Annotated in this window: 12 protein-coding genes; 7 read left to right on the plus strand and 5 right to left on the minus strand. The window is 75.9% G+C overall.

From position 1 onward, the window contains the following. Nucleotides 1-6: 6 nt before the first annotated feature. The gene (locus tag GA0070611_RS09825) at nucleotides 7-921 is read left to right on the plus strand and encodes a hypothetical protein (RefSeq protein ID WP_091661248.1); all 915 of its coding nucleotides are present in this window, start codon (nucleotides 7-9) and stop codon (nucleotides 919-921) included. A 179-nt stretch (nucleotides 922-1,100) separates the two neighbouring features. Continuing rightward, nucleotides 1,101-3,887: an AAA domain-containing protein gene (locus GA0070611_RS32200; RefSeq protein WP_091661251.1), complete on the plus strand. Its 2,787-nt coding sequence runs from the start codon at nucleotides 1,101-1,103 to the stop codon at nucleotides 3,885-3,887. 68 nt (nucleotides 3,888-3,955) lie between these two features. Here the strand turns inward: GA0070611_RS32200 and GA0070611_RS09835 are convergent, their stop codons facing one another. Then, nucleotides 3,956-4,645, minus strand: a complete 690-nt coding sequence (locus tag GA0070611_RS09835) for a VOC family protein (protein ID WP_091661254.1) — start codon at nucleotides 4,643-4,645, stop codon at nucleotides 3,956-3,958. A gap of 98 nt (nucleotides 4,646-4,743) precedes the next feature. Between GA0070611_RS09835 and GA0070611_RS09840 the strand changes: the two genes are divergently transcribed. Continuing rightward, complete coding sequence (locus GA0070611_RS09840) at nucleotides 4,744-5,607, plus strand: alpha/beta fold hydrolase (RefSeq protein ID WP_091661257.1); 864 nt, start codon at nucleotides 4,744-4,746, stop codon at nucleotides 5,605-5,607. A 28-nt stretch (nucleotides 5,608-5,635) separates the two neighbouring features. Here GA0070611_RS09840 and GA0070611_RS09845 read toward each other — a convergent pair whose 3' ends face one another. Beyond that, nucleotides 5,636-7,429 carry an ABC transporter ATP-binding protein gene (locus tag GA0070611_RS09845; protein WP_091661261.1) on the minus strand — a complete coding sequence of 598 codons (1,794 nt, stop codon included), beginning with the start codon at nucleotides 7,427-7,429 and terminating at the stop codon, nucleotides 5,636-5,638. An 82-nt stretch (nucleotides 7,430-7,511) separates the two neighbouring features. Between GA0070611_RS09845 and GA0070611_RS09850 the strand changes: the two genes are divergently transcribed. Next, on the plus strand, nucleotides 7,512-7,934 hold the full coding sequence (locus tag GA0070611_RS09850) for a MarR family winged helix-turn-helix transcriptional regulator (RefSeq protein ID WP_091661265.1): 423 nt from the start codon (nucleotides 7,512-7,514) through the stop codon (nucleotides 7,932-7,934). Between the two features lie 76 nt (nucleotides 7,935-8,010). Here the strand turns inward: GA0070611_RS09850 and GA0070611_RS09855 are convergent, their stop codons facing one another. From GA0070611_RS09855 to GA0070611_RS09865, 3 genes are read right to left on the minus strand one after another with little or no spacing between them, the layout of a single operon-like run. Further along, nucleotides 8,011-9,552: a hypothetical protein gene (locus GA0070611_RS09855; RefSeq protein ID WP_091661268.1), complete on the minus strand. Its 1,542-nt coding sequence runs from the start codon at nucleotides 9,550-9,552 to the stop codon at nucleotides 8,011-8,013. 54 nt (nucleotides 9,553-9,606) lie between these two features. Further along, entirely contained in the window at nucleotides 9,607-10,893 is a 1,287-nt protein-coding gene (locus tag GA0070611_RS09860) for an RNA polymerase sigma factor (protein ID WP_091661271.1), read from the minus strand. Next, on the minus strand, nucleotides 10,890-11,240 hold the full coding sequence (locus tag GA0070611_RS09865) for a YciI family protein (RefSeq protein WP_091661274.1): 351 nt from the start codon (nucleotides 11,238-11,240) through the stop codon (nucleotides 10,890-10,892). The genes GA0070611_RS09860 and GA0070611_RS09865 overlap by 4 nt, the downstream gene beginning before the upstream one ends. Before the next feature lie 117 nt (nucleotides 11,241-11,357). Between GA0070611_RS09865 and GA0070611_RS09870 the strand changes: the two genes are divergently transcribed. The 3 genes from GA0070611_RS09870 to GA0070611_RS09880 all read left to right on the plus strand — a co-directional run bounded on the left by GA0070611_RS09870 (nucleotide 11,358) and on the right by GA0070611_RS09880 (nucleotide 14,308). Continuing rightward, nucleotides 11,358-12,683, plus strand: a complete 1,326-nt coding sequence (locus tag GA0070611_RS09870; RefSeq protein WP_091661278.1) for a flavin monoamine oxidase family protein — start codon at nucleotides 11,358-11,360, stop codon at nucleotides 12,681-12,683. A 133-nt stretch (nucleotides 12,684-12,816) separates the two neighbouring features. Further along, nucleotides 12,817-13,563, plus strand: a complete 747-nt coding sequence (locus GA0070611_RS09875) for a lysozyme (protein WP_091661282.1) — start codon at nucleotides 12,817-12,819, stop codon at nucleotides 13,561-13,563. 70 nt (nucleotides 13,564-13,633) lie between these two features. Then, nucleotides 13,634-14,308 (plus strand): peptidoglycan recognition protein family protein, encoded by a 675-nt coding sequence (locus GA0070611_RS09880; protein ID WP_091661287.1) that lies wholly within the window; start codon nucleotides 13,634-13,636, stop codon nucleotides 14,306-14,308. Nucleotides 14,309-14,500 lie beyond the last annotated feature (192 nt).

Here is a 14,500-nt window from a genome sequence, read left to right on the forward strand (position 1 = left end):
GGTGCGATGACGGGGACGTCCGACGACGGCGGGACCGACCAGGCCCCCGCGCCGGCCGGTGCGGGGGCGGCCGACCCGCGGCCACCGGTCGCGGCCCCGCTGGACGACCGGCCCGGCCGGCGGGACCTCGCGGCCCGGCTGTGGGACCGGGCGCGGGAACAGGCGACCGGGTGGTGGCGCGGGCTCCGGCCGCTCCTCGCGCAGTTCCGCTGGTCGGACGAGCCGCCGCCGACCGTGACGACCGTCGACCGCCGGGTGGTCCCGGCCCTGCCGGTGCCGGCGCAGGGCCGGGTGTACGACTTCGTGGTCCGGGCCACCCTCACCTGGTCGTCCGACTCGGTGCGGCCGGAGCTGTTCGGCTGGTACGTCGACTACTTCCAGCCGCAGGCGGTGCAGCGGCTGCGGCGGATCGCCGCCCGGTGCGCCGCCCGGGTCGCGCCGCACCGGCCGCACGAGGTGGAGGTCGCGGTGCAGCAGGCGCTGGCCGCCGACGAGCCGTCCGCCTGGCGGTTCGTCCGCGGTGAGGTCGTCTTCAACTGCGAACCGGACGTGTCGGTGCACCTGGACGAACGGGTGCGCCGGTTGTTGCAGCCGTACTGGGACCGGCGCATCGCGCTGGAGTGCGAGCGTGACCTGGCCCGGCGGGGAGCCGGATACGCCGACGACCGGAACGGGCCGGCACCCGGACGCACTCCCCCACCGGGCGGGCCCGGCCGACGGCGGCCCCGGCCGGACTCGCCCGTCGAGCAGTTCACCCCGCTGGAGGTGTTCCCGGAGCAGTCCGGCCCGCGACCGCCCCGGCCCGGCCCTCGACCGCCCCGCTCCGACGAGGGACCGCCACGGCCCTCCCCGCCTCCGCGCCGCCCGCCGGCGGGCCGGCAGCCGGGCGACCCGGAGCACCCCGGGTCGCCCGACCGCTGAGCCGGCCCGCCGGCGACGGGTCAGCAGTTGTTGGTGCTGGTCGGCGATGTGGACCGATGCTGGGGCCGGCACCGACGGCGGTACATACCTACAAAGATGAATTGCCGGCCGGAGCTTTCCTACCGGGGGCGGCGACGGGGCCGGGCCGCCGCGCGGCGGGTACGGCAGAATCGCGGGCGATGGAGGCGGCGACGATCCTCACCGCGCTCGCCGACCTGGCCCCGGCCGGCGCCGAGCGCAGCTTCGACGTGTCCGGCGCGGGCCGCCCGCTGGTCTGGCTGCCCGCGCCGGACCGCGGCCCGGCCGGCGCCCGGCTGGACCGCCTCGCCGCACTGGACGCGCTGCACCGCGACGAGCGGATCCTGCGCCGCGGGCTGGCCTTCGTGGTCGGCACGGCCGACCTGGACGGGGCACGCCGCCGGGTCCGGCTGCCGCTGCTGACCCAACCGGTACGCCTGGAACGCGGTCGCCGCGGCTACCGGGTGGTGCCGGCCGGCGACCTGGAGCTGACCCCGCTGATCGAGGACCGGGCGCTCTCCGCCCGACTGGAGGCAGCGCCGGGGCTCGCCGGGCCGGGCTGGCTCACCGCCCCCGGCACCACCGCCTGGATCAGCACCGCCGCCGAGGCCGCCGGGCTGAAACTGGCGACGGTCGTCGCCCGGCCGCCGCGCACGGTGGACGACGAGGTGCTCACCGGCGTCGCCGCGGCCGCGCTCTTCGTCACCCGCGACGTGTTCGCCGGCCGGCTGCGCGACACCCTGTTGAGCTGGGCGGGGCGTCCCGGCCTGGCGGCCACCGCGCTGAGCCGGCTCTACCTGGACCGGCCGGGCGGGGCCTCGCCGGCCGACGACCCGGGCGCAACGGGCGACACCCGGCCGGTCGGCGACGCCGAGGTGCTGTCGCCGTTGCCGTTGAACGCGGCGCAGCGGGACGTGGTCCGGCGGACCCGGGCCGAGCCGCTGGTGGTGGTCTCCGGGGCGCCCGGCAACGGCAAGAGCCACGCCCTGGTGGCCGCCGCGCTGGACGTGGTGGACCGGGGCGGTTCGGTACTGGTGGCCACCCAGTCGGCGCACGCCGCCGAGGTGCTGGGCGAGCTGCTGCGCCGCCACCCCGGGCCGGCACCGGTGCTGTTCGGCGACGCCGAACGCCGTACCGCGCTGGCCACCGACCTGGCCGGCGGTGCGGCGACCGGCGCGGACGAGGCGACCCTGCGCGCCGACGCCGCCACCGTGGCCACCGCCCGGGACCGGGTGGCGGCCCTGGAGGCCGGCATCCTGGCCGCGCTCGACGAGGAACGCCGGGCCGGCACGCTGCCCGACTGGCAGCCGCTGCTGCCGGCGCTGACCGGGGACGCGCCGGCGCTGTTCGCGCCCGGCACCGACCTGGCCGAGGTGTCGGGCGCGCTGACCGAGGCGGACCGGGGCGGCGACGGCTGGTGGCGGCGCTGGCGGCAGGGTCACGCCGGGCGGCGGCTGCGCCGGCTCGCGGGCGCCGGTCCGGGCGTACCCGGGCAGCGGTTGCGGGCCGCGCTGAAGGCGGCCGGCGCGGTCCGCGCGGCGGCCCGGCTGGCCGCCACCGGCGGCACCGACCTGGCCGCCGCCTGGCACGGCCTGGCCGAGGCGGACGCCGCGCTGGCCGCCGCCCTGGGCACGGCGATGCGGCACCGGGCGGCCAGCGCCCGCCGGTGGAGCGGGCCGGCACGGCGGGCGGCCGGCGGCCTGGGCGCGGCGCTGCGGGCCGGGCGCAACCGCCGCCGGGAACTGCTCGCCGGACTGGACGCCGAGGCGCTGGTGCGGGCTCTACCGCTCTGGGTCGGCACGGTCGCCGACGTGGAGGATCTGCTGCCCCCGGTCGCCGGGATGTTCGACCTGGTGGTGCTCGACGAGGCGGCCCACATCGACCAGCTCCGGGCCGCGCCGGCGCTGGCCCGGGCCCGCCGCGCGCTGGTGGCCGGCGATCCCCGCCAGTTGCGCTTCGTGTCCTTCGTGTCCGACGTCGACATCGACGCCACGCTGCGCCGGCACGGCCTGCACCGGTACGGCGACCGGCTCGACGTGCGCCGCGCCAGCGCCTTCGACGTGGCGGCCGGCGCGGCGCCGGTGAGCTGGCTGGGCGAGCACCACCGCTGCGTGCCGCACCTGATCGAGTTCTCCGCCCGCCGGTTCTACGGCGACCGGGTGGAACTGGTCACCCGGCACCCGCGCAACGAGCGCGCCGACGTCATCGACGTGCTGACCGTCGCCGACGCGACGGTGACCGACGGGGTCAACGAGGCCGAGGTGGCCGCCGCCCTCGACCTGGTCCGGCGGCTCGCCACCGATCCGCCGCCGGGCTGCATCGCGGTCGTCAGCCCGTTCCGGGCGCAGGCGGACGCGCTGGAGGCCGGCCTGCTCGCCACCTTCGACGTCGACGAGATCGAGCGGCTCGGGCTGCGCTCGGGGACGGTGCACGCGTTCCAGGGCAGCGAGGCGGAGGTGGTGGTGGTCTCGCTCGGGCTGGTCGACGCCGACCCGCCGGCCCGGCACCGGTTCGTGGCCGACGCCAACCTGTTCAACGTGCTGGTCACCCGCGCCCGGGCCCGGCTGACCGTGGTCACCTCGCTGCACGCGGCCGAGGGCCTGGTCGGCGACTACCTCGACCACGCGGGGCGGCCGCCGGCCCCACCGGCCCCCGAGCCGGTGACGGGCTGGGCCGCCGCCCTGGCCGAGGAGCTGCGCCGGCTGGGGCTGCCGGTCCGGCCCGGCTACCCGGTCGGCCGCTGGCGGGTCGACCTCTGCGTCGGGGCGGACGCCGACGCGGTCGGCGTGCTCTGCGGAGTGCACCCGGACGGGCCGGCGGCGCACGTGGAGCGGCAGCGGACGCTGGCCCGGGCGGGGTGGCGGCTGCACGACGTGTTCGCCAGCCGGTGGGCGGACGACCCGATCCGGGCGGCGCTCGACCTGGCCTCCCGGCTGCCGCGCCACTGACCTCGGGCGACCCGGTGGGCGCGGGATCCCGGGCGGGCCCGGCGGTCGGGACGACGCGGGAGCGCCGGTCAGGGCTGCGGCACGCCGTCCGGCTGGGGTGCGTGCCGGGTGCGCAGGAACGCCGCGAGCCCGGTGCCGTCCTCGGTGGCCAGGAACGCGCCCCGGGCGTTGAGCAGCGTCTCGTCGGCGTGCGCGAGGCAACCCCAGACGGTGTCGCCCCAGGAGTCGGCGAGCTTCACCTCGGCCGGTTCCGGGCAGGCGTCGCCGCGCGGTCCGCCGATCTGACAACGGGCGGGCGCGCCGCCGCGCCGGCTGACCGCCGCGGCGGCCTCGCGGATCAGCGAGAACCGGGTCTCCTGGCCGGAGTCGGGCGCGCGGTCCTGCTCGGGGACGGCCCGGCGCTGGCCGAAGACGACCACGTTGCCGTCCGGGTCGGTGGTGCGGCACTCGCCGCCCGGGGCGTGGTCGGGGTGGCCGGCCCGCTCGACGGTGTACCCGGCGTCGGTCAGTCGCGCGACGGTGGCGGCGAGGTCGCCGACGTAGAGGTAGATGAGCAGCGGCAGCTCGACGTCGACCAGGCGGGGGGTCACCTCGGCCAGCAGCAGGGTCAGCTCCCCGCACCGCAGGTAGGACCAGCGGGCGTCGCCGTCTCCCCCGGTGCGCTCCTCGGAGTAGCCGAAGGCCTGGTAGAACCGCCGGGCGGTGTCGGCGTCCGCGACGTACAACACCGGGACCTGAGCCTGCACTCCGTCATGCACCGCGCCACTGTACCCACGGCCGACAGCCGAATCACGTCTTGGAGATCCGGTGTTTCCCGGCTATCGCGCGCGCCGGTCGGCGCACTAGGTTCGACCCGATGGAAAAGCTGACGATCGAGGTGGCCGACGGCAGCCTGACGGCGCTGCGGTTCGGCACCGGCCCGAAGGTCGCGGTCGCCGCGCACGGCATCACCGCCTCCGGCATGGCGTACCGGGCCGTCGGCCGGCACCTGCCCGCCGACTGGAGCCTGATCGCGCTCGACCTGCGCGGCCGGGGCGGCAGCGCCGGGCTGCCCGGCCCGTACGGCATGTCCCGGCACGCCGAGGACATCTGCGCGGCCGCCGCACAGGTCGGCCGGGGCCGGCCGGTGGCGCTGGTCGGGCAGTCCATGGGGGCGTACGCGGCCCTGCGCGCCGCCGTCCGCCGGCCGGAGCTGTTCCGCCGGCTGGTGCTGGTCGACGGCGGCCTGCCGCTGCCGGTGCCCGCCGGGGTGGACCCCGACGCGGTGCTCGCCGCCGCGCTGGGCCCCGCCATCGCCCGGCTCGACGAGACGTACCCCTCGGTGCAGGCGTACGTCGACTTCTTCCGGGCCCACCCGGCTCTGGCCGCCGAGTGGAGCGACGACCTGACCGAGTACGTGCGCTACGACGCGACCGGTCCGGAGGGCGCGGTCCGCTCCCGCGTCGACGGCGCGGCGGTCCGGGCCGACGGCCGGGACCTGCTGGTCTCGGCGGAGTCCTTCGGCGACGACCTGCTCGCGCTGACCGTCCCGGCCGTGCTGCTGTACGCCCCGCGCGGCATGTTCGGCCAGCCGCCGGGGCTGCTGCCCGAGCCGGTGGTGGCGCACTGGCGGGAACGGGTGCCGGGGCTGGCGACCGAACTGGTCGACGCCAACCACTACACGATCCTGATGACCGACGGGCCGGCCGCGACGATCGTGCGGCACCTGACGGCCGCCTGAGCCGGTCCGGCCGGCGGGTGCCCGCCGCTCAGGCGGCGAGCGCCGCGTACCGGCCGGCCCGGTCGAGCAGGCTGTGGTGGGTGCCGGACTCCACGATCCGGCCGTGGTCGAGCACCGCGATCCGGTCGGCGTCGCGGACGGTGGAGAGCCGGTGCGCGATGGTCACCACGGTCCGGCCCCGGGCCAGCTCGTCGAAGGCGCGCTGCACGGCGCGTTCGGTCTCGGTGTCCAGCGCGCTGGTGGCCTCGTCCAGCACCAGGATGCGCGGGTCGCGCAGCAGCGTACGGGCGATGGCGAGGCGCTGCTTCTCGCCGCCGGAGAAGCGGTGGCCCCGGGAGCCGACCGTGGTGTCGTACCCGTCGGGCAGCGCGGCGATCAGGTCGTGGACCTGCGCGGCGCGCGCCGCGGCCTCGATCTCGGCGTCGGTGGCGTCCGGCCGGGCGTAGCGCAGGTTCTCCCGCACGGTGGCGTGCAGCAGGTACGTCTCCTGGCTGACCACGCCCACGACGGCGGCCAGGTCGGCCAGGCGCAGGTCGCGCAGGTCGACGCCGTCGATGGTGATCCGGCCGGCGTCGGGGTCGTGCAGCCGGCTGATCAGGGCGGCCAGGGTGCTCTTGCCGGAGCCGGTCTCGCCGACCAGGGCCAGGCTGGTGCCGGCCGGGACGTCGAGGGTGACGCCGGCCACCGCGGCGGTGTCGCTGCCGGGGTAGCTGAAGGTGACGTCGGAGAAGCGCAGGTGGCCGCGCACGCGGGCGGGGTCGAGCGGCACCGGCCGGGCCGGGTCGGCCACCTCGACGGGCAGGTCGAGGTACTCGAAGATCCGGGCGAACAGGGCCAGCGAGGCGGTCAGCGAGACGCCCACGTTGAGCAGGCCCATCAGCGGCCGGAAGAGGTTGCCCTGCAGGGCGGTGAACGCGACCAGGGTGCCGATGCTCAGCGTGCCGGCGGTGCCGGGCAGGCCGGCGCCGAGGTAGATGACGGCCGGGATGGCCGCGAAGATCACCGACATCGACGCCATCCGCCAGCGGCCGGCCAGCTCCGAGCGCAGTTCCAGGTCGACCAGGCGGGCCGAGGAGGCGGTGAACCTCTCGACCAGGGTGGCCCCGGCGCCGAGGGTCTTGGCGAGTTGCACGCCGCTGATCGACAGTCCTTCCTCGACGGTGACGTTGAGGTCGGCGAGTTCGCGCTGCCGACGCGCGGTGATCTCGCGGCGCAGCCGGGCGACCCGGCGGGTCAGCCAGATGGCCGGCGGCAGCACGACCACCGACACCAGGGAGAGCCGCCAGCTCAGCGCCACCATGGCGATGGCCGTGGCGACCACGGTGGTGAGGTTGGCGGCGATCGAGGTGGCGGTGGAGGTGACCACGCTCTGCATGCCACCGATGTCGTTGGTGATCCGGGACTGCACCTCGCCGGTGCGGGTGCGCACGAAGAACCCGATCGACTGGCGTTGCAGGTGGGTGAAGACGTCGGTGCGCAGCCGGTGCATCACCTGCTGCCCGACCCGGGTGGAGATCCAGGTCTGCACCACGCCCAGCACGGCGGTGACCGCGGCCACCCCGACCATGCCGGCGACCAGCCAGGCGAGCAGGGTCAGGTCCCGCTCCGGCAGGGCCCGGTCGATCACCGTACGGAGCAGGAACGGGGTCGCCATCGCGATCACCGACGACGCCACGATGATCGCCACCACCAGGGTGAGCGGGCCGCGGTGGGCGGCGAAGAGACCACCGATCCGGCGCAGCGGGACCCGGCGGGCCTGCGCCTTCTCGTCGGCGGTGACACTGTGCCGGCCGCTGCCGCGGCCGTCTCGGAATCCGTCCAAGGGATGCCCTCTTTCGTCAGGGGATATTGCTGAGGTTACCTCATCATGAGGGAACAACAGCAAGTGCTGCTACGGTATTCCGGTGACCGGCGACAACGACGAGGAGAGCCTGGCCGAGACGTTCTGGGCGGTCGCCCGACGGCTGCGCCACCAGGCCAAGCGCACCCTCGAGCCGTGGGAGATCAACCCCGGGCACGGGCGGGCGCTCGCGGTGCTGCTGCGGCACGGCCCGCTGCGGCTCAGCGCGCTCGCCGAGCACCTGCACATCGCGCCCCGGTCGGCCACCGAGGTGGTCGACGGGTTGCAGGAACGTGGGCTGGTCGAGCGGCAGCCGGACCCGGCCGACCGGCGGGCCACCCTGGTCGCGCCCACCGCCGAGGGCCGCCGCGTCGGCGAGGCCATCCGGGTCGCCCGGGCCGCCGAGGCGGACCGCTTCTTCGGCGGCCTCGACCCGACCGACCGGGCCGAGCTGACCCGGATCCTGCGCCGGCTGCGCGACGACTGACCACGGCACCGTAGGGCCGACCGCCGGGCCGGACCACTTCGGCGGTCGTCCGGGCGAGCGGTTCCGCGCGTCCCGCTCAGCCCTCGGTGGAGCCGCTCTCCCAGATGACCGGTGCCGGATCGCCGACGCCGTAGAGGACCAGGTTGCCGTCGTCCTGCATCCACAGGGTGGCGCGCCCGTTGCCCCAGGTGCCGGTGGACCACGTCGCCGTGCCATCGGCCCGGTACAGCACCAGGTTGCCGTCGTCCTGGTTGATCAGGACGACGCCGTCGTGGGTGTCGCTGGCCCAGATCGCCGCACCGTGCCGCCGGTAGATGACCAGGTTTCCGTCCCCCTGCAGGTTGAGCTGGTACCGGCCGTCCTGGCTGAGCAGGGAGGACCACCGCCGCATGCGCTCGCCGCTGCGCAGCGACGGCCGCCAGGCCTCGGTCAGGGCCTGCCCCAGATCGTCGTGCAGGCCGGCCTTCGGGCTGAGGTCGCGGGCGACGACGCCGAAGTGGCACTCCGGGTCACCGGCGACCTCGCAGGCGTCGCGGTACGAGTAGAGGAACAGCGGCCCGGTGTAGCTCAGCGACCGCCACATCGACACGCCCTGCACCAGGTGGTCCCGGACGGTCTCGATCGGCAGCGGTGCGCCGCCCGCCGTCGGGTAGCCGTACTCGGTGGCCCAGATCTTCTTCGCGCCGTCCCCCCACCGGGTCATGATCGAGTGCAGGTACGCCAACTCGCCGCAGGCCGGCGACTCACCGGGCGGGCCGAACATGCTCCACCACCGGGCCACGCACTCCGGTTCGGCCGGCGCCTTGCCGTTGTTCCACGCCGGGTACGGGTGATGGGCCAGCGCGTCGAAGTCCGCCCCGTAGCCGTGGGCGTAGGCCCACTCGAGCCAGGCGCCGGACTCGTTCGGATTGCTGGTCGCCGTGTGCGGGGTGCCCGCCCCGGACGCGCCCGCGAGCACCGGGCACGACGGGCAGAGCGGCCGGATGGTCGCGGCGGCGAGCCGGACCAGTTGCCAGTACCGGGCCCGCCGGTCGCCGGCGTAGTTGCCGAAGCCCTCGTAGGCGCCGTCGACGGAGTTGTTCGGCTCGTTCCACACCTCGTAGGCGACCACCCGGTCGCCGACGTGGCGCACGGTCGCCTCGACGATCGCCGTCCAGTCCGCGTCGTCGGTCGGGAACCACTTGTCGGTCCCCGCATGGCCGCCGTTGGCCCAGGGCGGCGCGTACCCGAGCATGAGCAGCACCGGCAGCTGCCTGGCGGCGGCCGGGTTCAGCACGGCGTCCAGCCGCGTCCAGTCGGGAGCACAGGTGCGGCAGTCCTGCACGTCCCACCAGTTCAGGTCGACGCGCAGCAGCGGCCGACGGCCCGGCAGGTAGGAGACCATCTTGTCCAGCCGCTGCGGCAGCGCCGGGTCGAGCAGGCCGCCGCCCTCGGCGAAGCCGACGTCCCACCGGGTGAACGTGTCGGTGGCCGACACCGGGACCGGTCGGACACCGGTGGCCGGCACGCCGTGCAGCAGCGCCGCGAGCAGGGTGAGGGCGAGCAGCACCGGCAGCACGCGGGTGTGCCGGCGCGGCGGCGTCGCGGACGAGGTGGACGGTGGCGCGACAACCCGCATGACAAGCTCCCCGTGGCCACGCTCCACGGCGTCCGGGGAGCGACGGCGGTCAGCCTAGCGTTCGGGCGGGTTCCGGGCCGCCCCCGCGACGCCGACCGGGGACCGCCCGGCGACGGCTTCCCGCCGGGGCGACCGGGCCGTGCCCAGCAGATCCCGGGAGCGGCGGAGGAACTCCCGCTCGGCGACGTTGTCGGTGCACGCGATCGCCGCGTCGTAGGCGACCACCGCCTCGTCGGTCCGGTCGAGCCGGCGCAGCAGGTCGGCGCGGACCGCGTGCAGGACGTGGTACCCCGGCAGGTCGAGCCGGTCGAGCTCGGCCAGCGCGGCGGCCGGCCCGTGCACCTCGGCCAGCGCGACGGCCCGGTGAAGCGCCACCACCGGGCCGGGGGCGTACGCCAGGAGCTGGTCGTAGAGGGCGAGGATCTGCCGCCAGTCGGTGTCGGCGGCGGTCGGCGCGTCGCTGTGCACCGCGTTGATCGCGGCCTGGATCTGGTACGGGCCGGGCCGGTCCCGCCGCAGGCAGCGCCGCACCAGCGCCTGCCCCTCGCCGATCAGTGCCCGGTCCCACCGGGCCCGGTCCTGCGCGGGCAGCGGCACCAGCGTGCCGTCGGGCCCGGTCCGGGCGGCCCGCCGCGCGTCGGTGAGCAGCATCAGCGCGAGCAGCCCGAGCACCTCCGGCTCGTCCGGCATCAGCTCCGCCAGCAGCCGGCCGAGCCGCACGGCCTCGGCGCACAGCTCGTCGCGGACCAGTCGCTCTCCCGCGCTCGCGGTGTGCCCCTCGGTGAAGATCAGGTACACCACCGCCAGCACGGCCCGGAGCCGGTCGGGCAGGTCGGCGTCGCGGGGCACCCGGTACGGGATGCCGGCGTCGCGGATCTTCGCCTTGGCCCGGACCAGGCGCTGCGCCATGGTGCGCTCCGGCACCAGGAAGGCCCGGGCGATCTCGGCGGTGCGCAGACCGCCGAGCAGACGCAGGGTCAGCGCCACCCGGGCGGCCGGGGCGAGCGCCGGGTGGCAGCAGGTGAAGATCAGTCGGAGCCGGTCGTCGCGCACGGGTCCCTCCTCGGGCGGTGGCTCGGCGGCGTACCGCAGGGCGGCCTCGCGGTGCCGGTCCGCGCGCGACGCCTCGCGGCGCAGCCGGTCGACGGCCCGGTTCCGGGCGGTGGTGATGATCCAGCCCGCCGGGCTGGGCGGTACCCCGTCGCGCGGCCAGCGCGCGACGGCGACGGCGAACGCCTCCTGGACCGCCTCCTCGGCGAGGTCGATGTCGCCGAGGACGCGGACCAGGACGGCGACCGCGCGGCCGTACCCCTCCCGGAAGGCCCGTTCGACCTCGGTCATCCCTCGCCCTGGAACGGGCGGACCTCGATCGGCAGGGTGGTGGCCAGCGCGTACCGGCGGCCCCACGCCAGCGCGGCGTCGAGGTCGGGCGCGGTGATGATGGTGAAGCCGCCCAGGTACTCCTTGCCCTCCACGTACGGGCCGTCGGTGATCAGGACCTCGTCACCCTGCGGGCGGAGCACCGTGGCGGTCTCCGGCGCGTGCAGGCCGTTGCCGAACACCCAGCTGCCGGACTCGCGCAGCTCACGGCCGATCGCCGCCACCTCGCGCATCACCCCGGCCAGGAACTCCGGATCGGGCAGTTCCTCGCCGGCCGGCTGGTACATGCTGATCAGGTACTGCTTCACGCCGCCTCCTCGTCCCCGGGGCCCGTCGCGGCCCCCTCCACCCTCCACACGAACGGCCGCGCCCGGTATCGACACGCCGGGTGGGAAACTTCCGGCCGGATCGGGGTATGCGGGGCCGTGGCCGGCGACCGGGTGATCGTGGTGGGGGCCGGGTTCTCCGGCCTGGCCGCCGCGTCCGCGCTCGCCGGGGCCGGCGTCGAGGTGCAGGTGCTGGAGGCGCGCGACCGGGTGGGCGGGCGGACGCTGACCCGCCGGCTGCCCGACGGCGGCTGGTTGGATCTCGGCGCGCAGTGGATCGGCCCGACCCAGGACCGGATGTACGCCCTGGTCGCCGCGCACGGGCTGACCACCTTCCCGTCCCCGGCCGTGGGCCGCCCGACGGTGTGCTGGGCGGGCCGGCGGCTCGACACCGCGCCGGAGTCGGCGGGGCAGGTGTTCGCGACGCTGGACGGGCTGGCGGCGCAGGTGGACCCGGCGGCGCCCTGGCGGGCGGCGCGGGCCGCCGAGTGGGACCGACTGACCCTGGGCGGTTGGCTCGACGCCACCGCGCCCGACCCGGGCACCGCGCGCTACGTGGGCCGGCTGCTCGCCGGCGGGCTGCTGGCCGCCGGGGCGGACGAGGTGTCGCTGTTGCAGCTGCTGTTCTACCTGGCGGCCGGGGGCGGGACCGGGTCGTTGCTGGAGATGGCCGGCGGGGCCCAGCAGGACCGGATCGTGGGCGGTCCGGCGACGCTGGCCGAGCGGATGGCCGCCGCGCTGCCGGCCGGCAGCGTCCGGCTCGACCACCCGGTCGAGGAGATCGCCCACGACGGCACCGGGGTGCGGGTACGCGCGGGCGGGGAACCGCACATCGGCGCGGCGGTGGTGGTCGCGGTGGCGCCCGCGCTGGCCGGCCGGATCCGGTACGCGCCGCCGCTGCCGGCCCTGCGCGACGGGCTCACCCAGCGGATGCCGATGGGCTCGGCGTTCAAGGTGCACGCGCGCTACCCGGAGCCGTTCTGGCGGCCCGACGGCCGCTCCGGGGTCGCCACGACGGACGCCGGCCCGGTGACCGAGACGGTGGACAACAGCGTCCCCGGGTCACCGACCGGGGTGCTGACCGCGTTCAGCTACGGCGACGAGGCGCGCCAGTTGCGCCGGCTGCCGGTGGCGGCCCGCCGGGCGGCGCTGCTGGACGCCCTGGTCGCGCTCCACGGCCCGGCCGCCGCCCGCCCGGCCGACCTGGTCGAGTACGACTGGTCGGCCGATCCGTGGACCCGGGGCTGTTTCTGCGGGATGCTGACCCCCGGCTCGTGGTGTGACTACGGCCCGCAGCTGCGCCCGCCGGTGGGCCGGGTGCACTGGGCCGGCACCGAGACCGCGACCCGCTGGAGCGGCTACCTGGAGGGGGCGGTCGCCGCCGGCGAGCGGGCCGCCGCCGAGGTCATCGCCGCGCTGGGCTGAGCCCGCCCACACCCCCAGACAAAGAAAATCTTCCATGTATCTATTGCAGGAATTCTCCACCCTGTGACCTAATACTGACAGTTCCTTTCGTCCAACTCCCGCCGCCACGAGCGGCATCCCCCTGGGAGGAAAGATGCACCGTCGAATGCGTACGGCGCTGCGTGCGGCCGCCACCGCACTGCTCGCCACCGTCACCCTGACGGCCTCGGTCACCCTCGGCGCGGCACCCGCCAGCGCCGCCCCGGCCGGCCTGCCCGGCATGGACGTCTCCAGCTACCAGGGCAACGTGAACTGGTCCGCCGCCTGGAACAACGGCGCCCGGTTCGCGTACGTCAAGGCCACCGAGGGGACGTACTACACCAACGCCTACTTCGCCCAGCAGTACAACGGCTCCTACAACGTCGGCATGATCCGCGGGGCGTACCACTTCGCCCGCCCGGACACCACCAGCGGCGCCACCCAGGCCAACTACTTCGTCGACCACGGCGGCGGCTGGTCCCGGGACGGCAGGACCCTGCCCGGCGCGCTCGACATCGAGTACAACCCGTACGGCGCGACCTGTTACGGGCTGAGCCAGGCGTCGATGCGCAGCTGGATCGCCTCGTTCGTCAACCAGTACTACGCGCGCACCGGGCGCTGGGCGACCATCTACACCACCACCGACTGGTGGAGCACCTGCACCGGCAACACCTCGCAGTTCGCGTCGAACAACCCGCTGTGGATCGCCCGGTACTCCAGCAGCGTCGGCACCCTGCCGGCCGGTTGGGGCACGTACTCCTTCTGGCAGTGGGCCTCCTCCGGCACCTTCCCGGGTGACCAGAACGTCTGGAACGGCACCCTGGACCGGCTCAAGGTGCTGGCCTGCAACGGACCCTGCTGAGCCACCCGCCGGTGGCGGGCCGTGGGGGCCCGCCACCGGCGGCGTCCGTTCCCGCGAACAGGAGGCACCGATGTCCGTTCCCCTCTCCCGGCGGGCCGTGCTGCGCGGCGCGGTCCTGCTCGGCGCGGCCGGCGGGGCCGCCGCGCTGACCCAGCTCGGCGGCGACCACCCGGCCCGCGCCGCGGCCACCCGGGTGGACCAGCCGACGATCGCCAGCTGCGCGACCTGGGGCGCCCGCCCACCCTCGTCGGCGGTGACCGTGGTGCAGAGCCGACCCAACAAGATCATCATTCACCACACGGCGTTCCCGAACGCCACCGACTACAGCCTCGCCTACGCGTACCAGAACTCCCGCGACATCCAGAACCTGCACATGGACACCAACGGCTGGCTGGACTCCGGGCAGCACTTCACCAACAGCCGCGGCGGCCACCTCACCGAGGGCCGGCACGGCAGCCTCTACGCCCTGCTGCACGGGCAGACCATGGTGCAGGGCGCGCACTGCGTCGGGCAGAACAGCCAGGCCATCGGCATCGAGAACGACGGCACCTACCTCACCGTGCAGCCGCCGCAGGCACAGTGGGACAGCCTGATCTGGTTCTGCGCCTTCACCTGCCAGCAGTACGGCATCCCGTCGAGCGAGATCTACGGGCACCTGGACTTCAACAGCACCCAGTGTCCCGGCCTGCTGCACGACCGGCTGCCCGAGCTGCGCGGCGCCGTCGCCGCCCGACTCGGCGGCTGACCGCCGCCCCGGCGGCGTGCACCGCGCGCCGAATCCCGCCGGGCACCCCCACCGGCCGCGCGCTCGCACCGGATCCCGGATGTGGTGGCCTCGCCACCGGTCGGCGGCCACCGCAGCCGGGATCACGCGGGCGGTGGGCAGCCCGGGTCGCGCGGATGACGGAAAGCGGCCCGCCGGTGCCGGCGGTGCCGC

It is taken from the genome of Micromonospora auratinigra (assembly GCF_900089595.1).
Classification (GTDB): domain Bacteria; phylum Actinomycetota; class Actinomycetes; order Mycobacteriales; family Micromonosporaceae; genus Micromonospora; species Micromonospora auratinigra.